This is a genomic window from Sphingomonas sp. UYEF23 (assembly GCF_040546165.1).
Lineage (GTDB): Bacteria > Pseudomonadota > Alphaproteobacteria > Sphingomonadales > Sphingomonadaceae > Sphingomonas > Sphingomonas glacialis.
Genome location: NZ_JBEPNG010000002.1, coordinates 303,291 through 327,396 on the forward strand (window position 1 = coordinate 303,291; position 24,106 = coordinate 327,396).

At 66.8% G+C, this 24,106-nt stretch carries 24 protein-coding genes; 10 read left to right on the forward strand and 14 right to left on the reverse strand.

What is annotated here, in order from left to right:
- Window positions 1-4: 4 nt before the first annotated feature.
- Both hemF and ABIB28_RS04655 read right to left on the reverse strand, forming a co-directional pair.
- Window positions 5-844: an oxygen-dependent coproporphyrinogen oxidase gene (hemF, locus tag ABIB28_RS04650; RefSeq protein WP_354286720.1), complete on the reverse strand. Its 840-nt coding sequence runs from the start codon at window positions 842-844 to the stop codon at window positions 5-7.
- 74 nt (window positions 845-918) lie between these two features.
- Window positions 919-1,368 (reverse strand): tRNA (cytidine(34)-2'-O)-methyltransferase, encoded by a 450-nt coding sequence (locus ABIB28_RS04655; protein WP_354286722.1) that lies wholly within the window; start codon window positions 1,366-1,368, stop codon window positions 919-921.
- Window positions 1,369-1,556: 188 nt separating this feature from the next.
- Between ABIB28_RS04655 and petA the strand changes: the two genes are divergently transcribed.
- The 5 genes from petA (at window position 1,557) to ABIB28_RS04680 (ending at window position 5,453) form a co-directional block, all read left to right on the forward strand.
- Window positions 1,557-2,129 carry a ubiquinol-cytochrome c reductase iron-sulfur subunit gene (gene petA, locus ABIB28_RS04660; RefSeq protein ID WP_133189719.1) on the forward strand — a complete coding sequence of 191 codons (573 nt, stop codon included), beginning with the start codon at window positions 1,557-1,559 and terminating at the stop codon, window positions 2,127-2,129.
- A 10-nt stretch (window positions 2,130-2,139) separates the two neighbouring features.
- The gene (locus tag ABIB28_RS04665; RefSeq protein WP_133189717.1) at window positions 2,140-3,447 is read left to right on the forward strand and encodes a cytochrome b; all 1,308 of its coding nucleotides are present in this window, start codon (window positions 2,140-2,142) and stop codon (window positions 3,445-3,447) included.
- A gap of 15 nt (window positions 3,448-3,462) precedes the next feature.
- The gene (locus ABIB28_RS04670; RefSeq protein WP_133189715.1) at window positions 3,463-4,281 is read left to right on the forward strand and encodes a cytochrome c1; all 819 of its coding nucleotides are present in this window, start codon (window positions 3,463-3,465) and stop codon (window positions 4,279-4,281) included.
- A gap of 110 nt (window positions 4,282-4,391) precedes the next feature.
- Window positions 4,392-4,928 (forward strand): adenine phosphoribosyltransferase, encoded by a 537-nt coding sequence (locus ABIB28_RS04675; protein ID WP_354286725.1) that lies wholly within the window; start codon window positions 4,392-4,394, stop codon window positions 4,926-4,928.
- Between the two features lie 93 nt (window positions 4,929-5,021).
- Window positions 5,022-5,453 carry a hypothetical protein gene (locus ABIB28_RS04680; RefSeq protein WP_322160231.1) on the forward strand — a complete coding sequence of 144 codons (432 nt, stop codon included), beginning with the start codon at window positions 5,022-5,024 and terminating at the stop codon, window positions 5,451-5,453.
- 41 nt (window positions 5,454-5,494) lie between these two features.
- Here the strand turns inward: ABIB28_RS04680 and ABIB28_RS04685 are convergent, their stop codons facing one another.
- The 5 genes from ABIB28_RS04685 to ychF all read right to left on the reverse strand — a co-directional run bounded on the left by ABIB28_RS04685 (window position 5,495) and on the right by ychF (window position 10,649).
- Window positions 5,495-5,944 carry a MaoC family dehydratase gene (locus ABIB28_RS04685; RefSeq protein WP_189675362.1) on the reverse strand — a complete coding sequence of 150 codons (450 nt, stop codon included), beginning with the start codon at window positions 5,942-5,944 and terminating at the stop codon, window positions 5,495-5,497.
- Window positions 5,945-5,982: 38 nt separating this feature from the next.
- Window positions 5,983-7,257, reverse strand: a complete 1,275-nt coding sequence (locus tag ABIB28_RS04690; RefSeq protein ID WP_354286728.1) for an alkaline phosphatase family protein — start codon at window positions 7,255-7,257, stop codon at window positions 5,983-5,985.
- 260 nt (window positions 7,258-7,517) lie between these two features.
- The gene (locus ABIB28_RS04695; protein ID WP_354286730.1) at window positions 7,518-8,774 is read right to left on the reverse strand and encodes a hypothetical protein; all 1,257 of its coding nucleotides are present in this window, start codon (window positions 8,772-8,774) and stop codon (window positions 7,518-7,520) included.
- Between the two features lie 421 nt (window positions 8,775-9,195).
- Window positions 9,196-9,510, reverse strand: a complete 315-nt coding sequence (locus tag ABIB28_RS04700; RefSeq protein WP_322160225.1) for a hypothetical protein — start codon at window positions 9,508-9,510, stop codon at window positions 9,196-9,198.
- Between the two features lie 38 nt (window positions 9,511-9,548).
- On the reverse strand, window positions 9,549-10,649 hold the full coding sequence (ychF, locus tag ABIB28_RS04705; RefSeq protein ID WP_354286733.1) for a redox-regulated ATPase YchF: 1,101 nt from the start codon (window positions 10,647-10,649) through the stop codon (window positions 9,549-9,551).
- 198 nt (window positions 10,650-10,847) lie between these two features.
- Here ychF and ABIB28_RS04710 point away from each other — a divergent pair, with 198 nt between their 5' ends.
- Entirely contained in the window at window positions 10,848-11,498 is a 651-nt protein-coding gene (locus tag ABIB28_RS04710) for a hypothetical protein (protein WP_354286734.1), read from the forward strand.
- Between the two features lie 131 nt (window positions 11,499-11,629).
- Here ABIB28_RS04710 and ABIB28_RS04715 read toward each other — a convergent pair whose 3' ends face one another.
- Window positions 11,630-12,244: a TIGR02466 family protein gene (locus ABIB28_RS04715; protein ID WP_354286736.1), complete on the reverse strand. Its 615-nt coding sequence runs from the start codon at window positions 12,242-12,244 to the stop codon at window positions 11,630-11,632.
- A 65-nt stretch (window positions 12,245-12,309) separates the two neighbouring features.
- Here ABIB28_RS04715 and ABIB28_RS04720 point away from each other — a divergent pair, with 65 nt between their 5' ends.
- Window positions 12,310-13,497 (forward strand): JmjC domain-containing protein, encoded by a 1,188-nt coding sequence (locus tag ABIB28_RS04720; protein ID WP_354286738.1) that lies wholly within the window; start codon window positions 12,310-12,312, stop codon window positions 13,495-13,497.
- A gap of 15 nt (window positions 13,498-13,512) precedes the next feature.
- On the opposite strand, the gene pth is transcribed toward ABIB28_RS04720, so the two are convergent.
- From pth to ABIB28_RS04750, 6 genes are all read right to left on the reverse strand, one after another.
- Complete coding sequence (pth, locus tag ABIB28_RS04725; protein WP_354286740.1) at window positions 13,513-14,082, reverse strand: aminoacyl-tRNA hydrolase; 570 nt, start codon at window positions 14,080-14,082, stop codon at window positions 13,513-13,515.
- A 90-nt stretch (window positions 14,083-14,172) separates the two neighbouring features.
- Window positions 14,173-14,856: a 50S ribosomal protein L25/general stress protein Ctc gene (locus ABIB28_RS04730; RefSeq protein WP_133189697.1), complete on the reverse strand. Its 684-nt coding sequence runs from the start codon at window positions 14,854-14,856 to the stop codon at window positions 14,173-14,175.
- Window positions 14,857-15,107: 251 nt separating this feature from the next.
- Window positions 15,108-15,971: a TraB/GumN family protein gene (locus ABIB28_RS04735; RefSeq protein WP_354286742.1), complete on the reverse strand. Its 864-nt coding sequence runs from the start codon at window positions 15,969-15,971 to the stop codon at window positions 15,108-15,110.
- Window positions 15,968-16,894, reverse strand: coding sequence for a TraB/GumN family protein (locus ABIB28_RS04740; protein ID WP_354286744.1), 927 nt, complete (start codon window positions 16,892-16,894; stop codon window positions 15,968-15,970). Before ABIB28_RS04740 ends, ABIB28_RS04735 begins: the two co-directional genes overlap by 4 nt.
- 30 nt (window positions 16,895-16,924) lie before the next feature.
- The gene (locus ABIB28_RS04745; protein ID WP_354286746.1) at window positions 16,925-17,374 is read right to left on the reverse strand and encodes a hypothetical protein; all 450 of its coding nucleotides are present in this window, start codon (window positions 17,372-17,374) and stop codon (window positions 16,925-16,927) included.
- Window positions 17,340-17,555: a helix-turn-helix transcriptional regulator gene (locus ABIB28_RS04750; protein ID WP_133189689.1), complete on the reverse strand. Its 216-nt coding sequence runs from the start codon at window positions 17,553-17,555 to the stop codon at window positions 17,340-17,342. Before ABIB28_RS04750 ends, ABIB28_RS04745 begins: the two co-directional genes overlap by 35 nt.
- A 248-nt stretch (window positions 17,556-17,803) precedes the next feature.
- Between ABIB28_RS04750 and ABIB28_RS04755 the strand changes: the two genes are divergently transcribed.
- The 3 genes from ABIB28_RS04755 (at window position 17,804) to ppdK (ending at window position 24,028) form a co-directional block, all read left to right on the forward strand.
- On the forward strand, window positions 17,804-18,703 hold the full coding sequence (locus ABIB28_RS04755) for a glycine--tRNA ligase subunit alpha (RefSeq protein ID WP_354287123.1): 900 nt from the start codon (window positions 17,804-17,806) through the stop codon (window positions 18,701-18,703).
- Window positions 18,704-18,917: 214 nt separating this feature from the next.
- Window positions 18,918-21,284: a glycine--tRNA ligase subunit beta gene (gene glyS, locus ABIB28_RS04760; RefSeq protein ID WP_354286748.1), complete on the forward strand. Its 2,367-nt coding sequence runs from the start codon at window positions 18,918-18,920 to the stop codon at window positions 21,282-21,284.
- 80 nt (window positions 21,285-21,364) lie between these two features.
- Window positions 21,365-24,028, forward strand: a complete 2,664-nt coding sequence (gene ppdK, locus ABIB28_RS04765; protein WP_354286750.1) for a pyruvate, phosphate dikinase — start codon at window positions 21,365-21,367, stop codon at window positions 24,026-24,028.
- Window positions 24,029-24,106 lie beyond the last annotated feature (78 nt).

Here is a 24,106-nt window from a genome sequence, read left to right on the forward strand (position 1 = left end):
TGGCTCACGACCAGGTCGCGAGCGGCGGCAAGCTCATCAGGATCGCATCGATATTGCCGCCGGTCTTGAGCCCGAACAGCGTGCCGCGATCATAGACCAGGTTGAATTCGGCATAGCGCCCGCGCCATTCGAGCATCTGCGCGGTGTCGGCGGGCGTGAACGGCAAGTTCATCCGCCGCCGCACGATCTTCGGGTAAACGTCGAGAAACGCGCGGCCGAGATCCTGGATGAAAGCGAAATTGGCGGCGAAATCGCCCTCGAGATGGTCGCAGAAAATCCCGCCGACGCCGCGGTGCACCTTGCGGTGGGGGATGTAGAAATAGTCCTCGGCCCATTTCGAATAGCGCTCGTAATAGTCCGCGCCGTGCGGGTCGCATGCGGCCTTCATCGCGGCGTGGAATTCGGCGGTGTCCTCGGGATAGGGCAAGGGCGGGTTGAGATCGGCGCCGCCGCCGAACCAGCGCTTGGTGGTGACGAGGAAGCGGCAGTTCATGTGCACCGCGGGGACATGCGGGTTGGCCATGTGCGCAACGAGGCTGATGCCGGTGGCAAAGAAGCTCGGGTCTTCGGCCGCGCCGTGGATCGACTTGGCGAATTCGCCCTCGAACGCGCCACCGACGGTCGAGACGTTGACGCCGACCTTTTCGAAGACCCGGCCCTTCATCACCCCGCGCACCCCGCCGCCGCCGTCACCACCGCTCGGGTCGGTGCGGTCCCACGCGGTGTAGTCGAAATCGGCGTCCGAGCCGGCCTCGCGTTCGATCGCGACGAATTCGGCGCAGATCTGGTCGCGCAATTGCTCGAACCAAATGCGGGCGGTGGTTTGTTCGGGGTCGAGTTGCATGCCGCTGTTGTGACGAGGGATCGCGCCCAAGTCGAGATGGCTTTCCACATCCTCCCCCGAGTTCCGGGGCAGATTTAGGCGGGCCAACCGCCGGTCTGGCGCAGCGCCTCGCTCAGCGCGATTCCCGCCGCCACCGCGATATTGAGCGAGCGCATCCCCGGTACCAGCGGGATCCGCACCGCAAGATCGGCCTGATCGTGCACCGCCTCGGGAACGCCGCTGCCCTCCGATCCCATCAGCAGCACGTCGTCGGCGCAGAACGCTGCGGCGTCGAGCCGCACGCCGCCGCGCGTCGACAGCAGCACGATTCGCTGCGGCACAGTCGCGACGAACGCATCCCAGTCGACATGCCGCCGCACCTCGACCAGTTCGGCATAATCCATCCCCGAGCGGGCGAGCGCCTTCTCGCTCCAAGTGAAGCCCGTCGGCTCGATCACGTCGACGCCGACGCCAAGACAGGCGCCGAGCCGGAAGATGGCGCCGACATTGCCGGCCATGTCGGGTTGATAAAGAGCAATACGCATGCCGCCCCGCTAGCACCCTTAAAATGCAGTTGGCAAAAGCTAGGCGGCCCGGCTAACAGAGCCCTCAAGCTTCCCCGATCGAGGGAAGCGTTCAGGCGTGCCTGTGGATCCGTCGTGCAGGGCGTCGTGTCAAAAATTGATCGCTCGACCGCGCGCAGTGGCGGGGGGCGAAGAACAAGGGCGAGTGGATGGCAAGCGGAAACACCCTGGACGTTCCCCTACATGAGGAACCGCACCATGACGGGGAGCCGCGACGTCGCGATTTCCTCAACATCGCGGCGGTTTCTGTCGCCGGCGTGGGCGCGCTCGCCATCGTCGTCCCCTTGATCAACCAGATGAACCCGTCGGCCGACGTGCTCGCGCTGGCGACGACCGAAGTCGATCTCAGCAAGGTCGAGGCCGGGCAGGGCGTCGTCGTGTCGTTCCGCAAGCAGCCACTCTTCGTCCGCAACCTGACGCCCGCGGAAATCTCCGCCGCCGACAAGGTCGACATCAAGTCGCTGCGCGACCCCGAAACGCTCGAGCAGCGCACGCGCGGTCAAAAGAACTGGCTGATTACGCTCGGCGTCTGCACGCATCTCGGCTGCATCCCGCAGGGCATCACCAGCGGCGAGGATCGCGGCCAGTTCGGCGGCTATTTCTGCCCGTGCCACGGGTCGCAATACGACACCGCGGCACGCATCCGCAAAGGCCCGGCACCGAAGAATCTGCTCGTGCCGGATTACAAATTCACGTCGCCGACGACGGTCGTGGTGGGTTGAGGATAGCGATATGAGTTTTCCCTGGGCCAAGCATTACGAACCCAAGAGCGGGTTCACCAAATGGATCGACCAGCGCCTGCCGCTCCCGCGGCTCGTCTATGGCGCGGTCGGTGCGGGCTATCCCGTGCCGCGCAACCTCAACTATTTCTGGAACTTCGGCGTGCTCGCAGGAGCCGCGCTCGCAATCCAGATCGTCACCGGCATCGTTCTCGCGATGCACTATGCGGCCAATGGCGGCGTGGCGTTCGATTCGGTCGAGCACATCATGCGCGACGTCAACGGCGGCTGGTTCCTGCGCTATGCGCACGCCAACGGCGCCTCGATGTTCTTCGTCGTGGTCTATATCCACATCTTCCGCGGCCTCTTCTACGGATCGTACAAGGCACCGCGCGAGATGATCTGGCTGCTCGGCGTCACGATCTTCCTGCTGATGATGGCGACCGCGTTCATGGGCTACGTCCTCCCCTGGGGGCAGATGAGCTTCTGGGGCGCGCAGGTCATCACCGGCTTCTTCTCGGCGATCCCGGTGGTCGGCGAGACGATCCGGATCTGGCTGCTCGGTGGATACGCCCCCGATGACGCGGCGCTCAACCGCTTCTTCTCGCTCCACTATCTGCTGCCGTTCGTGATCGCGGGCGTCATCATCCTGCACATCTGGGCGCTGCACATTCCCGGCTCGAACAACCCGACCGGCGTCGACGTGAAGGGCGAGCAGGACACCGTCCCGTTCCATCCCTATTACACTGCCAAGGACGGCTTCGGGCTCGGCGTGTTCCTGTTCATCTTCGCAGCGCTCTTGTTCTTCGCGCCCAACAGCCTTGGCCACCCGGATAACTATATCCCGGCCAACGCGCTGCAGACGCCGGCGCACATCGTCCCCGAATGGTATTTCTGGCCGTTCTACGCGATCCTGCGCTCGTTCACCGCGGACTTCCTGTTCATTCCGGCCAAGCTGCTCGGCGTGCTCGCGATGTTCGGCTCGATCCTCATCCTGTTCTTCCTGCCGTGGCTCGACAGCTCGCCGGTGCGGTCGTCCAACTATCGCCCGCTGTACCGCATCTTCTTCTGCATCCTGGTGGTCGACGTGCTGGTGCTCGGCTGGGTCGGTGGATCGGAGATCTCGCCGTTCAAGGTCGCGCTCGGGCAGATCACCGCGGCCTATTATTTCGCACACTTCCTGATCATCCTGCCGATCGTCTCGCGCGCCGAGCGGCCGCAGCCATTGCCGAACTCGATCACCGAGGCGGTGCTGGCGAAAAAGGGTGGCACCAGTCCGGCTCATACCGCGCTCAGCGGTAGCCCGGTTCCGGCCGAATAAGGGGCATTCAGACCAATGGTTCGCGCAATCGCAATCCTCATCGGCGCCGGTATCGTCGCCTGCCTCGCCTGGGCGCTGTTTGGCACCGTCTCGGGCGCCATCACCGACCCGGCGCCCCCCACCGCGGTCGAGGAATTCCATCGCCATCCCAAGGACGTCGAGCTCGCCTCGAACGGCTTGCTCGGCACGTATAACGAGCGTCAGCTCCAGCGCGGCCTGCAGGTCTACAAGGAAGTCTGCTCGAACTGCCACTCGCTCAAGCACGTCGCGTTCCGCGACCTGACCCAGCTCGGCTATTCGGCCGGCCAGGTGAAGAAGTTCGCGGCGGACTGGGCGGTCAAGGCCAAGCAGTTCGACCCCAAGTCGGGCGACACGACCGAGCGTCCCAACACGCCGGCCGATTACTTCCCGGCGGTCTATTATCCCGGCACCGGCAACCCGCCAGATCTCTCGCTGATCACCAAGGCGCGGCACGAAGGTCCGGCCTATGTCTATTCGTTGCTGACGGGGTATCAGGATCAGCCGGCTGCGTTGCTCAAGCACTTCCCCGACGCGAAGGTGCCCGACGGCCTCTATTACAATCCGTATTTCGCGAACCTCAACCTCGCGATGCCGCCACCGCTGACGCAGGATGGGCAAGTCACCTATCTCGACGGCACCAAATCGACCGTCGACCAGAATGCCAAGGACGTCGCGGCATTCCTGACCTGGGCGGCCGAGCCAAACCTGCCGGCACGGCATGGCTATGGCCTCGCAGTCCTCGGCTTCCTGCTGCTGTTCTGCGTGCTTTCCTACGGCGCCTATCAGAACATCTGGCGCGACATTAAGCACTGATCCATACGTCGCCCCGGCGAAAGCCGGGGCCGCTGCGTTGACTCGCGGAACGCCTGGTTCGCGAACCGACATAACGGCCCCGGCCTCCGCCGGGGCGACGAGGAATTTTCGTGTCCGACAATGACGACCTCAAGGCGCTGATCCGGACGATCCCGGACTTCCCCAAGCCCGGCATCCAGTTTCGCGACATCACGACCTTGCTGCTCGACCCGCACGGCTTTGCGCAGGCGATCATGCGGATGGCGGCGACGACGCTCGGGCCGATCGATCTCGTCGCCGGGATCGAGGCGCGCGGCTTCATCTTCGCCGCCGCACTCGCCCGCCCGCTCAACGCCGGCGTGCTGCTGATCCGCAAGGACGGCAAGCTGCCCGGCGCAACGATCGCCGAGGATTACGCGCTCGAATATGGGACCGACCGCATCGTGATGCATGCCGATGCGCTGGCACCTGGCAAGCGCGTGTTGCTGGTCGACGACCTCATCGCCACCGGTGGCACCGCGCGCGCCGCGCTGCGGCTGCTGCGCAAGGCAGGAGCGGTGGTCGAACAAGCGCAGTTCCTCGTCGATCTGCCCGATCTCGGCGGCGCCGATGCGTTGCGCACCGACGGCGTTACGGTCGATTCGCTGATCGCCTTTCCCGGGCACTGAGCACCGGACAGGAACCAAGCACGGGCCGCCGGGTTGAGGATCTACCCCCGCGCCCCGCATGATGTCCGGCGCGTCGTCCAGCAGGAACGCGCCATGTCCTTTATCAAGCTAACCCTCGCCGCAGCCGCCCTTGTCACCGTCGGCGGCCTTTCGGGCTGTGTCGACGATTACGGTTATGGCGGCGTCCAGGTCGGCTACGGCGCAAGCGCGTGGGATCCCTATTATGGCGGCTACAGCGCGGATCCGTATTGGGGCTGGCAGGGCGACTATTATTATCCCGGCTCGGGCTATTACGTGTACGATCGCAACAATTACCGCCACCGCTGGAACGACCAGCAGCGTGGCTATTGGCAGGGGCGCTCGCAGCAGTGGCGTGGTGCGCGGCGCGAGATTCGCCCGATGTGGCGCGATTACGGCATCCAGGGGCGCCCGGGCGGCGGGTTCCGCGGGTCGCCAGGGCGCGGGCCACAGGGCGGTGGCGGCTATCACGGCGGCGGCAATCGCGGCGGTGGGCATCACCGCTGACCGCCGTCAGTCGTCCTTACTGAATCCGCCGCGTCGAACCATTACGCGGCGGGTCGGGTGCGAATGAGGCCAATCGAGACGAAGGTCATCACCGTGACATCGTCCTGGTTGAGTACGGTCATCCGGCTGCGATAGCTCCCCATCTCGGGCCGGCTCTGCGATGCGCGCTTGTCGAGGATCTCGGTTTCGCAGCGCAGCGTGTCGCCCGGATAGACGGGCTTGAGCCAGCGCAGTTCGTCGATCCCGGGCGAGCCGAGACCGGCTTGATCGTGTGCCTTGAGGTTCTCGACAACCATCGCCATCGTCATCGCGCAGGTGTGCCACCCGCTCGCCGACAGCCGGCCGAAATGCGTCTCGGCGGCGGCCGCATCGGAGAGGTGGAACGGCTGCGGGTCATAGGCCTTGGCGAATGCGACGACCTCGTCGTGCAGCACTGCATACTGGCCGAACGACGCTTTGGTACCGACCACGATATCTTCGAAATATTGCATCGCGCGAGTGTCTCGCGCGCCCGCGTCGAAGGCAAGCGCTACTTGGCGAACGCTGCGCGGAACGGCGCGTCGTCGCCGTCGAGCCCAGACCCCGCAGGCAACCTCAGCAGATCGCGCAGCAACGGCGCGACATCGACGTTATCGAAGTCGGGCAGCGTCCCGAGTGGCTTGATCGCGGGGCCGCTGGCGATGAACAGTGCCGCCATCTCGGGCGCGGCATTGTCGAAGCCATGGTTGCCGCCGGGCTTGGCATCGGGCTTCGGCGTGCTGGCGGTGAGCGACCAGCCCGTCTCGGCCAGGCAGAAATAGGGCGGCACGCGTGGGTTGGCGCCGTAGTGCAGCCGCGCCGGGATCTCGCGCTTGCGCCAGCAATCGTAATGCGCGTGATGGCCGAGCAGCGCCCTTTCGAGCGCCGCCTCACGTCCCGGCACCGCATAGAGGCTGGCGAACGGCCCCGATTCGAACAGGCGATAGTCCGCCGGGTTGGCAATGCTGTCGAGCGCGATGGCGCGTGCCGGGCTGGTCGCCGCCATGCCGTGATCGGCGACGATCACCAGATTGGCGGGCTGGCCGAGTGTGCGCAGGCCCGAGACGAGCGCTCCGATCTGGGCGTCGACCTGCTTGACCGCTTCGGTCGTCTCGGGCGCGTCGGGGCCAAAGCTGTGGCCCGCGCTGTCGACGGTATCGAAATAGAGCGTGATGAAGCGCGGGCGCTGCGCCGCCGGACGGCGCAGCCAGTCGATCACGCCCGCGACGCGCTGTTCGCCCGGCACCGCCTGGTCGAATGGCCACCAATCCTCGGGCCGCACCCCGCCATTGGTCGCGCCGTGACCCTTGAGCGTGCCGCCCCACGCGACGTTCGAACCCGGCCAGAACATCGTCGCGCTGCGCACTCCCCCGCGCTCGGCAGTGACCCAGAGCGGCTCGGCGGCGTTCCACCAGAAGGGGTCCTTCGAATCCTCCATCGTGAACTTCTCGCCCGGCCGCGCGACGTCCTCCATCGCGTTCGAGACGATGCCGTTGCGATCGGGCCGGAGGCCGGTGACGAGCGTCCAGTGGTTCGGGAAGGTCTTGGAGGGGAAAGACGGCCGCATCGCCGCGCTGATCCCGCTGGCGGCGAGCGCATCGAGGTTCGGCGTCACCCCGCGCGTGCGGTAATCGGGGCGGAAGCCGTCGATCGAGACGAGGATCGTGACGGGCGTCCGCGCTTCCGCGCGCAGCGCGCTGGGGCGCGGTCCGGGGGCGGGCGCGGTGACGCAGGCCTGGAGGGCAGCGCACAAAGCTGCGGCAATGATCTTGGTGGTAAAACGCATGTGCGATTCCCTGCGACACGATTGCGTCGGCGCTATGACAGGGTGCGCTGGGCGCGCCTAGCGGGCGCCGCCTGCTGTTCTCCCTTTTGATCCTCCTTCTTCCCCGGCGAAGGCCGGGGCCCAGTCGCGGAACGATGGCGAGAAAGCGCGGCGCTCGCTTGCGATCAGCTCGCTCCTGGGCCCCGGCCTTCGCCGGGGAAGAGAAGAAGAAAAGGGGAAAGGGGAAAGGGTAGACGAGAAGGGCAGGCGCGATGGTGCGCCTATCCCCCCAGCGACACCTTGGCGAACAGGCTGAAGCTCACCGGCATCTTGCCATACGCCGCGTCGAGCGCCGCCGGCTTGGCGAACACGCCGACCGAACCGCCGAGCGCGAGATCGAACGGTCCGACGAAGGGCAGGCGATAGGCATAGCCCCCCTCGAGCTTGCCGACGCGGAACTTGCGGTCGTGCAGCGGGTCGGTCCGGTCGGGGAACAGCTCGTCATTTGCGACATTCTCCGCGCGCGCGAAGACCGTGTGGTGCCGGTCGATGTCCCAATTCGCCTCGGCGAGCCATGCCGTCAGCGTGCGCCCGGGCAGCAGATGTTTGTTCGAGAAAGCGAGCAGCGCCGAGACGCCGTGCCGCGCATATTGCACGCTCGCCGTCGTGCGCGCCTCGTCGCGGTCGGGCTCGAGCTGTTCGGGGCTCTTGAGCCGGCCGTGGCTGACCTGCACTGCCCAGGCGGGCGAGGGGGTCCAGGTCGCGCGCACGCTCCACGAATCGAGGCTGGGGCGCTCGATGTTCCAGCGAAACTGGTCGGGCTCGCGCCCGCGAAACGCCGAGGCCTCGAGCTGCCAGCGCGATGCCGCATAGCCAACGGTGACGACGCCGTAGCTGATATGCGTGCTGTCGAACCAATGGTGCGTGATCGGCGAGAGCGGCTGGTAGGTCGCCGAGGTGCGGTGCATGAACGCCGACGGTCCGATCGCCGGCTCGGCGACGGGACCGCCATAGACGAACACGCTGCCGGGCCCGGCATCGACATCGAGCCGCGCCGACAGCTCCATGAAGAGGTCGTGCGGATGCTGGCGATCGGTCAGCTGGATCCTGCCGTCGGCGGTTTCGCCGGTGGCGAAGAGGTTGGGGTAGCCCTTCGCGCCCATCGCCGGTTCTAGGCTCATCATCGAGCGCAGCTGCAACCGCGCTCCGCCATAATCCCGCGCGGCGGAGAGCATCGCCATCGAGGTAACGAACGCTTCGTTCTCGCCGCGCGGCCCGCCCTGGTCGGTATAGACGCCCCAGGCATAGCCGTGGAGCATCAGCATCCAGTCGCCCGCCATGAAGTGCGACCCCCGCATCGCCCCATCGTTGCCGGGGTTGCGCGCGGTGCCCGAGCCTTCGGCATAGGCACCGTCGGGCGGGCCCATCGTCATGCCGGGCATGGCAGCCATGTCTTGGCCGGTGTGCTCGGTGTGGCCGACGTGGTCCGCGTGGTCGACCTGCCCTGTGGCGGCGGGGGCTGCCGGCGGCATCGCCATGCCAGGCATCGCCTCGGATGTCGGATCCGTGGCGGCATCCCCGGCTTGCTTCGCCGGCGACGGCCGGGGCGAAGGCGTGGAGGTGGGTGTCGGCGCGTGCTGCGCGTGATTTTCAGCCGCTCGCGACTGGGCCCCGGCCTTCGCCGGCGAAGCGGAAGGGGGGAGGGGGGGAGTGGCGGGAGCTGCGGCGGGCGTATGCAAGGGTGAAGCGTCATGCTGATGCACCGGCGCCGGAACCGCGCGTTTCGGTTTCGGCTTCGGCTTGGCGGGCATCGGCATGTCCATCTTCATGCCGGGCATCATCTGCGCGAGCGCGCCCGTCGGCAGCAACGCCGCCACGGCACAGCCCGCGATCATCATCGATCGAGTCATTGTCGGTCCTCACGAACAAGAAAGCAAAGCGGGCACATGGCCCGCCGGTTCAGGCTTTCGAGCGCGGAGGGGGCAAAGCGGGCGGCGTGCCAGACGCCGGGTCGAACGCCGCGGCAACGATGCGCCGTGGCGGTGCGGCGGGTGCCAGCGGCGCGGTTACGCCGCGCGCGGCAAGGCTCGCGGGCGGGATGCAGCCGATGCACATGTGCGGGATGGTCGCATGGTCGTCGCGGACCGGCGCGGCGTGGCCGGCATGATGCATCGCCGTGGCCTTCGGCGCGGGCGCGTCATGGCACGGCGCGCTCGCGAATGCCGGGAAGGCAAAGGCTGCCAAGAGCAGCGCAAGGATCAGGCGGGCGAACACGGGAACAGCGCTACGCCGTGTCCGCCCGCACGACAAGGTCAGACGTTGAAGCGGAAGTTGAGCACGTCGCCGTCATGGACGACATACTCCTTGCCTTCCTGACGCAGCTTGCCGGCATCGCGCGCGCCGGTTTCGCCGCCAAGCGCGACATAGTCGTCATAGGCGATCGTCTCGGCACGGATGAAGCCGCGCTCGAAATCGGTGTGGATCTCGCCCGCTGCCTGCGGGGCCTTGGCGCCGGCATGGACGGTCCAGGCGCGCGCTTCCTTCGGGCCGACGGTGAAGAATGTGAACAGCTTGAGCAGCCGATAGCCAGCGACGATCACGCGCGTCAGGCCGGTCTCGGTCAGCCCGAGCTCGGCCAGGAACTCGCCGCGCTCTTCGGCGGCCATCGTCGCGATCTCGGCTTCGATCGCGGCGGAGACGACGACGGCTTCGGCGCCGTCGGCCTTGGCCTTCTCGAACACGCGCGCCGACTGGCTGTTGCCGTTGGCGGCGCTCGCCTCCTCGACGTTGCAGACGTAGAGGACGGGCTTGGCGGTGAGCAGCTGCGCCTGGCTGAAGGCGCGCGTCTCGTCCTCGTCCTTGGGCACGGTCAACCGCGCGGGCTTGCCCTCGCGCAGCAGCTCGAGTGCTTGCCCCAGCACCGAAGCGGCGACCTTGGCCTCCTTGTCGCCCTGCGTCGCCTTTTTGAGCAAATTGGGGACGCGCTTTTCGAGGCTCTCGAGATCCGACAGCATCAGCTCGGTCTCGACCGTCTCGGCATCGGCGATCGGATCGACCTTGCCCTCGACATGCGTGACGTCATCATCCTCGAAGCAGCGCAGCACGTGGACGATCGCATCCACCTCGCGGATGTTGCCGAGGAACTGGTTGCCGAGCCCCTCGCCCTTCGACGCGCCGCGGACGAGCCCGGCGATGTCGACGAAGCCGAGTTGCGTCTCGATGATCTTGGCCGAGCCAGCGACCGCGGCGAGCTTGTCGAGCCGCGGATCGGGCACCGCGACGTTGCCGACGTTGGGCTCGATCGTGCAGAACGGATAGTTCGCCGCCTGCGCCGCTGCGGTCTGCGTCAGCGCGTTGAAGAGGGTGGACTTGCCGACATTGGGCAGCCCGACGATGCCACAGCGAAAACCCATGATATTCCTTGGTGTGCGATGATGTGCGTGAAAGCCCGCCCGATACGGCGTTGCGCCGCGAAAGACCAGCCTGTCGCACCATGAAGGCCCTTGATGAAGGCCCTTGCCGGGAACCCGCAAAGGCATAGGCTGTTGATTCTGGATCAAGTCGCTCGCTTGCCGAGTCGTACGTCGGAGTTTCTTGCTGGGGTCAATGCGATGCGCCGAAAGTCTCTGAAGAGCTGTTGTGTCACGATCCTGCTTTCGGGGGCGGCGCCGGGCGTTGCCAGTGCGGCCGACTTCGAATCGCACATCGTTTCGCTCGAAGACCCGGCGAGCACGCAAGAGCCCGCCGCTGTGCGCGGCACGACCGCTCATGCGCTCGTATCGATGTCCCCGCATACCGAAACGGCTGACCAGCCTGCGGTCTCCTACGATCTGCGGCTGGCGCGGGGCTATCAGACGAACGCGGTGACGACGCTCAAGCAGAATTTGCGCGCGCGCGGCACTGGGATGAAGGACGCCTATGCGCATGGCGATCGCGGGCTGCGGGTGTCGGTCGGATCGAGCTATCACATGCGCTACCGCGCTTCGGACGTCGGGCCGGGCGCCGCGGCTGGCACGGCCGCGCTGATGCGGCTCCCGGTCGGCGCGGTAAATTTGCGCGACGGCTATGAAAATTACGCGCCGGTCGCGATGCTTGGCTATGACGCCGCGGTCAGCGGGCGGATGAAGGTCGGGATCGAGGGTGGCATGATGGTCGGCCGCTCGACCGCGATGTATGCCGACGAGACGGTCCCGGGCCTGCGCGAGGAGAGCCATAGCGCGCGCAATCCCGTGGCGGATCTGGTGATGACCTACGCGTTTTGAACGCCACAGCGTGACTCGTCACCCCGGGCTGGTCCCGGGGTCCACCGCGATACGAATGCCGCAGCCGCAATGCGCGCGGCACGGTGGGCCCCGGCACAAGGCCGGGGTGACGATTGGGTGCTTAGCCGACGCTACCAGCGATAGTTGAAGCTGATGCTCACGCGCTCGGTCTTGGCGGTCCCGGGCGCGACCTCGTGCCGCAGCCAGCTTTCCCACAGCAATACGCTGCCCGCCTGCGGCTCGACATAGACGAAGGTCTTGAGCGCCTCGGCGACATCGTCGCGGCGGCGCGGAGCGGCCATCATCATCGGCAGCCGCGGATCCTCGAACTTGATCGCGCCCGCACCCGGCGGGACGGCGATATAGACCGTTCCCGAGATCACGCTGTGCGGGTGGATATGCCCCGAATGCGTGCCGCCCGGCTTCATCACATTGACCCACAGGCTGTCGAGCTTGAGCTTGCCGCCGTCGAGCTCGAAGCCACAGTCCTCTGCGAAGGCGGCGACATGCTTGTTGAGCAGTTTTACCAGGTCGGCGAACGCCGGGTCGCGCATCGGCAGGTCGTTGAGCGAGGCGTAGGAGGTGTAGCCGCGATAGCCATGCGCCTTCGACCAGCCGCGTCCGGCGCGATCATCCTCGGCAAGCGCGTGGCACGAGCGTTCGAGATCGGCGACCAGCGCCGCGTTCTTGAGCTTCGCCTCGTAGAGCGGGGTAGCGAACAGGCTGCGGGTCGAGGCATTCTTCATGCTGCGCCCTATCCTCCAGTGCGACGCCGTTGCCAAGGTGTCGGATGCACGTCTAGATTTCGCGCGTGACCTTTGCAGATCTCGTCGCGCCGCTCGACAGCGCCGTCTTCCAGTCGCGCTATTGGGGCGTGCAGCCCGTGCATATTCCCGCGCCGCCGGGCGGGCGGGACGCTCTGCTCGATTGGGCGCGCTTTGCCGAACTGCTCGGGGTCGGCGCGCACTGGACCGCGTCGAACCTCAAGCTGATCCTCAACAGCCGACCGATCGTCCCCGATTTCTACCTCGACGGCGATGCGACCATGCCGATCGAGGCGCGGCGGGTCGATCCGGCACGAGTCGACGTGTTCCTCGGCATGGGCGCCAGCCTGGTCGCCAACGATATCGAACGCATCGCGCCCGAAATCCGAGACTGGACGCAAATGCTGGGCGAGCAGTTCGCCGCGCTGACCAACGCGAACGTCTATTGCTCGTTCAAGGGCGTCCAGGCGTTCGCCACGCATTTCGACGTGCACGACGTGTTCGCGGTGCAGTGCGAGGGCGAGAAGGTATGGCGCGTCTATCAGAACCGTGCCGACGCGCCGCTCGTCGCACCGCACGGTGGCGAAGAGGTGCAGCGCCAGATCGACGCGGCGCGCGGGCCCTTGCTCGCCGAGGTGCGGATGCGGCCGGGCGACGTGCTGTATCTGCCGCGCGGCTGTTACCATGATGCCTTGGCGCAGGACGGCGCGTCGCTGCACGTCACCTTCGCGGTCGCGCCGCTGACGGGGATTACGCTACTGCGCGTGCTCGAGACCGAGGCGCGGCGCGATCCGCAGTTTCGCGCGTATCTCGAGGATGCGCGGGTCGATGCGGGCCAGCCGCTCGCGGCGCAGCTGCACGCGCTCGCGACGCGGCTCGGCGAACTCGCCGCCAGTCCGCTGGTCCGCGATGCGGTGATCGACGCGCAGCGTGCGCGGATTCGGCCCACCCATGCCTTCACGCTGCCGCAGCGGCCCGCGCTCGAGTCCTATGCGCGGACGCAACGGCCTGCACGGATCGATTGGCGCGATAGCGGGATGGTCCTGCTCACGCAGAGCGGTGCGCATCCGCTCGGGACGTTCGGCGCGGTGGCCGAATATGCGCTGTCGCGGCCGGCCTTGTCGGCACAGGAATTGCGCGCGCGGTTCGCGCACGTGCCGGTGGCCGAGCATCAGGCGCTGATCGCCCTGCTGGTGCGCGAACGGCTGTTCGAACGCTACACGCCCGAGATGTGACAGCGCGGCGGGCGTTCAGCCCGCGAGGCGCACCGCGACGTCACTCATGAATCGCCCGTCGTCGCCGCTGGCGAGCCACGGCGCTTCGGCCGCGACCGCGCCGAGCATGTCGGCGAGCGGATCCATTTCGGCTTTGGCGTAATTACCGAGCACGTACGGGCTGACTTTGTCTTTATGGCCGGGGTGGCCGATGCCGAGGCGAACGCGGCGGAAGGCGTTGCCGATATGCGCTTCGGTCGAGCGCAGGCCGTTGTGGCCAGCGGTGCCGCCGCCGGTCTTCACCTTGACACGGAACGGGTCGAGATCGAGCTCGTCGTGGAAGACGGTGACGTCGCCCTCGCCAAGCTTATAGAAGCGCATCGCCTCGCCGACGCTGCGGCCGCTCTCGTTCATGAAGGTGGCGGGTTTCAGGAGCAGGATCTTCTCGGTGCCGATGCGGCCTTCCTGGGTCCAGCCCTGGAACGCCTTCTTGACCGCGCCGAAGCCGTGCATCTCGGCGATCGTGTCGAGCACCATGAAGCCGACATTGTGCCGGTTGAGCGCATATTGCGCGCCGGGATTGCCGAGACCAACCCAGATTTGCACGGCGAATGCCTACCTTTTCAAACGAACGGGGCAGCGAAAGCGTCTGCTTCCGCTGCCCCGATTGTGCGCATCCCGCAAGGGGACCGCTGCTTACTCGGCCTTGTCGCCTTCGGCTTCGGCTTCTGCTTCGGCGGCTTCAGCTTCTGCTTCAGCCGACTGAGCTTCGGCAACGGCAGCCTCGAGCTCTTCGTCCTCGACGGTCGGGACCGTCGGCGGAACGATCGTCGCGATCGCGAAGTCGCGGTCGGCGATCGCCGGCGTCACGCCCTTGGGCAGCTTGACGTCCGAGATGTGGATCGAGGCACCGACGTCGAGACCTGCCAGCGAGATCGTGATCTCGGTGGGGATGTCGGCCGCGTCGCAGACCAGCTCGAGCTCGTGGCGCGTGATGTTGAGCACGCCGCCAGCCTTGGCGATACCGGGGGCATCGTCCTCGTCAGCGAACACGATCGGCACGTTGACGTGCACGGTGGTGTGCGCGCCGATGCGCAGGAAGTCGACATGCGTCGGACGATCGGTGACGGCGTCGAACGAGACGTCCTTCGGCAGGGTGCGGATCTGCTGGCCACCGGCGTCGACCATGACGACCGAATTCATGAAGTGACCCGTCATGAGGAGACGCATCAGCGCCTTTTCCTCGACGTGGATCGAGAGGGGTTCTTGCTTGTTGCCGTAGATCACGGCGGGGACGCGGCCTTCGCGACGAAGCAAACGGGAGGCTCCCTTGCCAACCTGTTCGCGCGTCTCGGCTGCGAGCTCCAATTGGTCGCTCATTGCATTACTCCGAAATACGGTTGTGGTGTTTCCGGCCAAGCCTCCAGGGATGACCCTGGCCGAAGCGCGGCGCTATAGGGGAGGCGGGGCTTAAGTGCAAGACGACGGTTCGGCGCTTCCGCCCCACACGTCACCCCAGCGAAAGCTGGGGTCTCCCGGAAGGCGCGCACCCGAAGAACCACGAGACCCCAGCTTGCGCTGGGGTGACGGGTGGAGGGTGAGCCTTCGCACGATATCGCCCGCCCGTTATCCTATTCGACCCGCTCGACCTTCAGTCCCCGCGCCTGCAGCATCGCAACGACCGACCCCGGCCCTACCAGATGCCCCGCGCCAACCGCGACGAACACCCGCCCCGGCCGCGCCAGCCGACGCACGATCGCGCTCGCCCAGCGGGCGTTGCGATCGGTCACCAGCGCCGCCTCCATCGCCGGATCGCGCTGTAACGGCGCGACATCGGCGGCTAGCCCCGCCGCATCGCCGGCCATCCACGCGGTGCGCAGGGCGGCATCGCCCTTCGCCGCCGAGAGGGCGTCGCGCGCTGCAGCGATCAGCAACACCCGCTGCGACTCGGCGGGGAGGCGATCGAACATGCGCAATTGCCCCTCGCGGCTCTCCAGCGCACCGATCGCCTTGCCGGCGAATGCCCGCGTCAGCACCGCCTCGACGCCGTTGGCGGCGCCGGAGTCGGAGAGATGTCCGGCCCCGGCGCTGATCGTCAGCGCCGCCGCCCAGGTCTTCAACCGATCAAGCGTTTCCGGCGATTGCCCCGCGACCGCCATGCCACGCGCGAGCGTCGCGCGATCGGCCGCCGCCACCCGGTCTAGCACCGGCGGCAAACCCGGTTGCTCGGCCAGCGCCAGGAACTGCGCGCGCGCTGCGGCGTCGTCGCCGGGCGGCACTTCGAGGATCAGCGTGTCCGCCGCCGCGATCGCGCCCGCCACCGTGGGCGTCTGCCAGGCGACGCGGGGCGGCAGCGCGTGGATCGATCCGAACAGCCAGATCGTCGTATCGCCGTCCGCCACGCGCCATAGTGCTGGATGCGCGGGCGTGTCGGGCACCTTCGCGCACGCGGCGAGCGCCAGGGCAAGTCCGATCGCGAGACCTGCGCGGATCAATAGCGGATCCGCGTCGCGACGATGCGATGCTTGGCGAGCTGCGCCTGGACGCTGTCCTTGCCCGCGAGGTGCCCAGCGCCGACCGCGATGAACACCGTACCCGGCGTCTTCATCCGCGAATCGATCCAGGTCGCCCAGCGCGCGTTGCGATCGACCAGCAGCACCTTGTAGAGATTCTTCTGCCCGGTCAGATCCTCGTTCATCAGCTTGCTCAAGCCCTCGGCGTCGCCGGCTTTCCATTTGTCGACCATCGCGTTGATCGTGGTGTCGAACTTGTCGAGGTCCTTCACGCTTTCGAGCAGGAAGGCGATCTGGTCGGCCTGTGGCAGATCGTGGAAATAGCCGAGCTGCTGTTCGAGCGTCTCGAGCCCGGTGACCGGCTTGCCCGCGGCCTTGGCGGCAGCATCGAGCGCCATCTCGGCGCCGTCGGCGGCGCTGTAGCCCGCCTTTTGCAGCGAGATCTGCGACATCGTCACCGCAGCGAACCATGGCTCGAAGCGATCGAGCGCGGCGGCGGGAACGCCGAGCTTGGCGAGCGCGGCGGCGTAGGCCGCGCGGCTCTTTTCGGGGAGCTTCTGCGTCAGCGTGGGGCCGGTCGGGTCCATCGCGAGCGGTCCGATCACCTTCTGCGCCTGCTCGGGCGTGGGCAACGGGATTTCGAGCACGAGCTGCCCGCTCGCGTCGAACGCCTTGCGCACCGCCGAATCGAACCAGCTGAGGTTCGGCTTGAGCGCATGGACCGTGCCGAACAAATAGATCGTCGTGTCCTTGTCCTTGACCACCCAGAGCGCGGGGTCGGCGGGAACGGTGGCGACGGGCGCGGGCGCCGCCGAGGCAGGGGCAGGAGCTTGCGGCGCGGTGTTGGCGGCGAGCAGCAGTGCGGCGAGCGTGATCACCGTCTGCCCGAAATCGAGCGTCTTCATGGTTCGATCCTTCTTAAAGGTGTGGCGAGGTCAGCGCAGCTTGCGCCAGGCATAAGCGAGGCCGGTCGAGACCAGCACCGCGAGATACAGCGTCATCGCATCTGGGGCGGGGACGAGGCCGCCCTTCCAGAGGATCAGCCAGACGGGATAGGCCATCAGCAGCACGTTGGCGCCCATCGTCGCGGCCCAGTAATTGTCGAGCCGCTGGAGCTCGTCGATCGTGCGGTAATAGACGAGGCTGCCTGCCGTCACCGCGCCGATCAGCAGCAGCGCGGCAATGATCGCGAACCACGCCGGCAGCGAGCCGCCGGTGGTGAGCGTCGCCTCGTGCGGCTCGATCAGCGCGGCAGTGAAACCGACCGCACCGCCGAGCACGCTGAGCACGGCGAAGGTGATGAACGTGCGGCGCGAGCGCGCGCGATCGGCGGCTTCGCCGGGGCCGATGTCATTCTGCGGCATGGCTATCTTCGGTCTGGTCATCGAAAATCTCCTCGATCGGCATTTCGAACAGGCGCGCCAGCTTGAACGCGAGCGGCAGCGACGGATCGTATTTGCCGGTTTCAATCGCGTTGACCGCCTGCCGCGATACGCCGAGCCGGCCGCCAAGCTCGGCCTGGCTCCAGTCGCGTTCGGCGCGCAGCACCTTCAAGCGGTTCTTCATATTGGTTTCCATCGGAGCCGCATCGTCAAGCGAGCGGCGAAGTCGGGCTTGCTGGATGATCGTACATCGGTCCCTCCATCATGCGACACTGACACTCTGTCAGCTGTCCATGACTAAATGACAGTGAGTCGTGTCCATGTCAAGAAGCCCTTACAAAAGGTCAGTGCAGGCTGACCGGGGGCGGCAAAGCCCAACCCCTGGTTGAAATTCCCGTCGCCCTGCGCCAAAGCCCCCCCGTGACCGACATCGTGACCGACAGACCCCTCAGCTTCCAGGGCATGATCCTCAAGCTCCACGAATACTGGAGCCAGCATGGCTGCCTCATTCTCCAGGCCTATGACATGGAGATGGGGGCGGGGACGTTCCACACCGCCACGACGCTGCGCGCGCTCGGCCCCAAGCCGTGGAACGCCGCCTTTGTCCAGCCGTGCCGCCGCCCGACCGACGGCCGCTATGGCGAGAACCCCAACCGGCTGCAGCATTATTACCAGTATCAGGTGATCCTGAAGCCGAGCCCGTCGAACCTGCAGGAGCTGTATCTCGGCAGCCTCGCGGCGATCGGGATCGATCCGCTCGTCCACGACATCCGCTTCGTCGAGGACGATTGGGAAAGCCCGACGCTCGGCGCGTGGGGGCTCGGCTGGGAAATGTGGTGCGACGGGATGGAAGTCACCCAGTTCACCTATTTCCAGCAGATGGGCGGCTTCGACATGAAGCCCGTCGCGGGCGAGCTCACCTACGGGTTGGAGCGGCTCGCGATGTACGTGCAGAATGTCGACAATGTGTACGACCTGGCGTTCAACGATGCCGGCGTGACGTATGGTGAGGTGTTCCACGAGAATGAGGTCGAGATGTCGACCTGGAACTTCGAGGTCGCCGACACCGACAGCCTGTTCGACGCCTTCCGCAAGCATGTCGCCGAGTGCGAGAACAGCCTTGCCGCCAAGCTGCCGATCCCGGCGTACGAGCAGGCGATCAAGGCGAGCCACGTGTTCAACCTGCTGCAGGCGCGCGGCGTGATCTCGGTCGCCGAGCGCCAGGCCTATATGGGCCGCGTGCGCGATCTCGCGAAGGGCAGCTGCCAGGCGTGGATGGACAAGAATGCCGAGGGCTGGAAGGCCGAGTATCCCGCCTGGAACGCCGCGTGATGGCCAGCGCCGCAGGCACTCTGCCTCTTCCTTCGGCTCTCCGCGTCTCCGCGTCTCCGCGAGAACCAAATTTCTTGTTCACGCGGAGACGCGGAGACGCGGAGAAGAAGAGTTTCTTCGCGTCTTCGCGCCTTCGCGTGAACCAAATTTCTTTTTTACGCGAAGACGCGAAGACGCGAAGCCGTTGCGTTTCGATCGCTGACGGGGTGTGCGCATGACGGACTTTCTGCTGGAGCTGCGCTCCGAGGAAATCCCCGCGCGGATGCAGGATCGCGCGCGTGAGGATCTCGCCAAGCTCTTCACCGCCGAGCTCGCCAAGGCTGGCCTCCAGCCCGGCGCGCTGCAGACCTACGCCACGCCGCGCCGCCTGGTGCTGATCGCGCGCGATCTCCCCGCGCAGACCGCCGCCGTGTCGGAAGAGACCAAGGGCCCCAAGACCAGTGCCCCGCCGCAGGCGCTCGAAGGATTCCTGCGCAAGACCGGCCTGACGCGCGAGCAGCTCGTCGAGCGCGACGGCATCCTGTTCGCGGTGATCGACAAGCCCGGCCGCGCCACCGCCGACGTGCTGGCAGCAGCGATCCCCGCGATCGTCCGCGCCTTCCCCTGGCCCAAGGCGATGCGCTGGGGTGCCAGCTCGACCACGATGGAATCGCTGCGCTGGGTTCGCCCGCTGCAGGGCATCGTCGCTCTGTTCGGTGACGACGTGATCGATTGCGAGATCGCCGGCATCACCAGCGGCGCCGCGACCGTCGGGCATCGCTTCCACCATCCGCACGTCATCACGATCGGCAACGCGAACGACTATGTCGAGAAATTGCGCGCCTGCCATGTGATCGTCGACCAGGCCGAACGCCGCCAGATCATCGCGCTCGGCGCGACGATGGCCGCGCGCAAGGCCGGGCTCGAGCTGGTGCAGGACGAAGGGCTGCTGAGCGAGAATGCTGGCCTCACCGAATGGCCGGTGCCGCTACTCGGCCGCTTCGACGAAGCGTTCCTCGAGGTGCCGCCCGAGGTGATCCAGCTGACGGCGCGCGTGAACCAGAAGTATTTCGTGTGCCGCTCGGCCGACGGCGCTTTGGCGAACGCGTTCATCTGCACCGCCAATATCGACGCGGCCGATGGCGGCGCGAAGATCGTCGAGGGCAACCGCAAGGTGCTCGCGGCGCGGCTGTCCGACGCGAAATTCTTCTACGAGACCGATCTCAAGGTGCCGCTCGAAGAGCAGGCGGCCAAGCTCGACCGGATCGTGTTCCACGAAAAGCTCGGCACGGTCGCCGACAAGGTCGACCGCGTCGCCAAGCTCGCGCGGTGGCTGGTGGAGCAAAACATCGTCGCCCCGGCGAAGGCCGGGGCCGCTGAGGTGTCGGGCGAACCGGGTGCCACGAACGCAGCGGCCCCGGCCTCCGCCGGGGCGACGGATCTGGCCGACCTCGCCGAGCGCGCGGCGCGCCTGTGCAAGGCCGATCTCGTCACCGGCATGGTCGGCGAATTCCCCGAACTGCAGGGCCTGATGGGCGGCTATTACGCCGCCGCGCAAGGCGAGCACCCCGCCGTCGCCGCGGCGATCCGCGATCACTACAAGCCGGTCGGGCAGGGCGATGACGTGCCGACGGACCCGGTGACGGTGGCGGTGAGCTTGGCGGACAAGCTGGATACGATTGGTACCTTTTTTCTAAAGGACATGGCACCAACCGGTTCACGCGATCCGTTCGCTCTCAGGCGTGCTGCCCTGGGTTCAATCGACCTGATTCAACGAAACCACCTTCGGATTGGCCTCAACTGGCCCCTGACTATACCGATGACCGTCATAGTTTGCCGTGAGGTAGCTGCTGCTGCGATATCAGACGCAAGTGAGGCTGCAGCAGCGCTCGGACGCTTGGGTTATGATTTCAACGCGGACATTGTTCGTGAGCTAGAGCAGGTCGCTAAAGATCGTGCGCTTTCGGAAGAAACCAAGGTGCGCGTGTTGGACGGCGTTGTCGAACCGGCTCGTCAGCGAGTGGTCGATTTCTTCGCCGACCGCCTAAAAGTCCAGCAACGCGAAGCTGGCGTCCGGCACGACCTGATCGACGCGGTGTTCGCGCTCGGGGGGGAGGACGATCTCGTCCGCCTGCTCGCGCGCGTGCGGGCGTTGCAGGGGTTTGTCGGGACCGAGGATGGGGCGAATTTGCTCGCCGGCTACAAGCGGGCGGCGAATATCCTGAAGAAGGAGGGCTTCGTCGCCCCGGCGCAGGCCGGGGCCGGCCTGAAATCGGACACACCGGCGGACACGAACGCAGCGGCCCCGGCCTTCGCCGGGTCGACGGACATTTCGCTGTCCTACACGCCAGAACCTGCCGAAACCGCACTCGCCACCGCGCTCGACGCGGCCGAACCGGCAGCCTCGGCCGCAATCGAGCGCGAGGATTTCGAAGCCGCGATGGCCGCGCTCGCAACCCTGCGCGCCCCGATCGACGCGTTCTTCGAAAGCGTCATCGTCAACGACCCTGAACCCGCCAAGCGCACGGCACGGCTCGGTCTGCTTGATCGCGTTCGTGCTGCGGTGCACAACGTGGCCGACTTCTCGAAGATCGAGGGCTAGCCCCCGCGATGATGTGATCATACCGCGACTTTTGCCGACGCCTCCCCAGCGAAAACCCAGGCACTGAGTAGGGAATATCCATGACGTACGTATATCGGTTCGGCGGCGGCGTTTCGGACGGCGGCAAGGGCGATCGCAACCTGCTGGGGGGCAAGGGCGCGAACTTGGCCGAGATGGCGTCGATCGGCCTGCCGGTGCCGCCGGGCTTCACCATCTCGACCGATTTCTGCGAGGTCTATTACGACGAGGGCGGGCAGTTTCCGCAAGGCCTGCGCGACGAAGTCGCCACCGGGATCGCGCATATCGAGGGCGTGACGGGCAAGCGCTTCGGCAATGCTGCCGATCCGCTGCTCGTCTCGGTCCGCTCGGGCGCGCGCGCCTCGATGCCGGGCATGATGGACACCGTGCTCAACCTCGGCCTCAACGACCAGACCGTCGAGGGCCTCGCCACCACGAGCGGCGACGCGCGCTTCGCGTGGGACAGCTATCGCCGCTTCATCCAGATGTATTCGGACGTCGTGCTCGAGCTCGACCATGACGCGTTCGAGGAAGCGCTCGAAATCGCCAAGGAGGACCGCGGCTACTTCCTCGACACCGATCTCACCGCCGATGATCTGCGCGCGCTCGTCGCCGAATATAAGGCGCTCGTTGAAAAGCAGTGGGGCAAGCCCTTCCCGCAGGACGTCCACGATCAGCTGTGGGGCGCGGTCGGCGCGGTGTTCGGCTCGTGGCAGTCCGAGCGCGCCAAGGTCTATCGCCGCCTCAACGACATCCCCGCATCGTGGGGCACCGCGGTCAACATCCAGGCGATGGTGTTCGGCAACATGGGCGACACCTCGGCGACGGGCGTCGCGTTCACGCGCGACCCCGCCAAGGGCGACCGCGCCTATTACGGCGAGTTTCTGATCAACGCGCAGGGCGAGGACGTCGTCGCCGGCATCCGCACCCCGCAATACCTCACCACCGCGGCGCGTGAGGCGGCGGGTGCCAAGCCGCTGTCGATGGAAGAAGCGATGCCGGTGGTGTTCGCCGAGCTCGCCAAGGTGTTCGACCTGCTCGAGACGCATTACCGCGACATGCAGGACATCGAATTCACCGTGCAGCAGGGCAAGCTGTGGATGCTCCAGACGCGCTCGGGCAAGCGCACCGCCAAGGCCGCGCTCAAGATCGCGGTCGACATGGCCGAGGAAGGGCTGATCACGCGCGAGGAAGCCGTCCAGCGGATCGATCCTGCCGCGCTCGACCAGTTGCTCCACCCGACGCTCGACCCCAAGGCGCCACGCGACGTGTTGACCAAGGGCTTGCCCGCATCGCCCGGCGCTGCCTCGGGGCAAGCGGTGTTCGACAGCGACACCGCCGAGAAGCGCGCGAACGCTGGCGACTCGGTGATCCTGATCCGCACCGAGACCTCGCCTGAGGACATTCACGGCATGCACGCGGCGCGCGGCATCCTGACGGCACGCGGCGGGATGACCAGCCACGCCGCCGTCGTCGCGCGCGGCATGGGGCGGCCGTGCGTTTCGGGCGCCGGCTCGATCTCGATCGACGCCAAGGCCGGCGTGATGAAGGTCGGCGACCGGACGATCCGCGAGGGCGATCTCGTCACGATCGACGGCACCACCGGCGAAGTGATGGCGGGCGAAGTGCCGACCGTGCAGCCCGAACTGTCGGGTGATTTCGCCGCGCTGATGGTCTGGGCCGACGGCGTGCGCCGCCTGAAAGTCCGCGCCAATGCCGAGACCCCGCTCGACGCCAAGGTCGCGCGCGAGTTCGGCGCCGAGGGCATTGGTCTGTGCCGCACCGAGCACATGTTCTTCGATGCGCAACGCATCACCGACGTCCGCCAGATGATCCTCGCCGAGGACGAAGCCGGCCGCCGCACCGCGCTCGACAAGCTGCTGCCCGCACAGCGCAGCGATTTCGTCCAGCTGTTCGAGGTGATGGCGGGTCTGCCCGTCACGATTCGCTTGCTCGATCCGCCGCTCCACGAATTCCTGCCGCACCAGGAAGCCGAATTCGCCGAGGTCGCGCGTTCGGCGGGGATCGATATCGACGTGCTCAAGCGTCGCGCTGCCGAGCTCCACGAGTTCAACCCGATGCTCGGCCATCGCGGCTGCCGCCTCGGCGTGACCTACCCCGAAATCTACGAGATGCAGGCGCGCGCGATCTTCGAGGCGGCGATCGAGGTCGCGGTCAAATCGGGCGCGGCACCGATCCCCGAGGTGATGATCCCGCTGGTCGGCACCGCGCGCGAGCTCGAGCTGATGAAGGCCGTGGTCGACAAGGCGGCGGAAGCCGTGTTCGCCGACAAGGGGCACCGCATCGAATACCTCGTCGGCACGATGATCGAGCTGCCGCGCGCCTGCCTGATGGCGGGCGAGATCGCCGAGTCGGCCGAGTTCTTCTCGTTCGGCACCAACGATCTGACGCAGACCACGCTCGGCGTCAGCCGCGACGACGCCGCGCGCTTCCTCACCACCTATGTCGAGCGCGGCATCTACGCGCGCGATCCGTTCGTCTCGCTCGACGTCGAGGGCGTCGGGCAGCTGATCGAGATGGCGGCGGAGCGTGGGCGCGCGGCGCGTCCTGGGATCAAGCTCGGCATTTGCGGCGAGCATGGCGGTGACCCGGCGAGCATCGCGTTCTGCGAGGCGACCGGGCTCGACTACGTTTCGGCCTCGCCGTACCGCGTGCCGATCGCGCGGCTGGCGGCGGCGCAGGCGGCGCTGGCAAAGCAGGGCTGAGCGGGCTCCGCCGCACCGCGTTGCGCGCCATGCTCCCGAAACCCTCCTCCGCATAGCGGGGGAGGGGGGTCGCCAGCC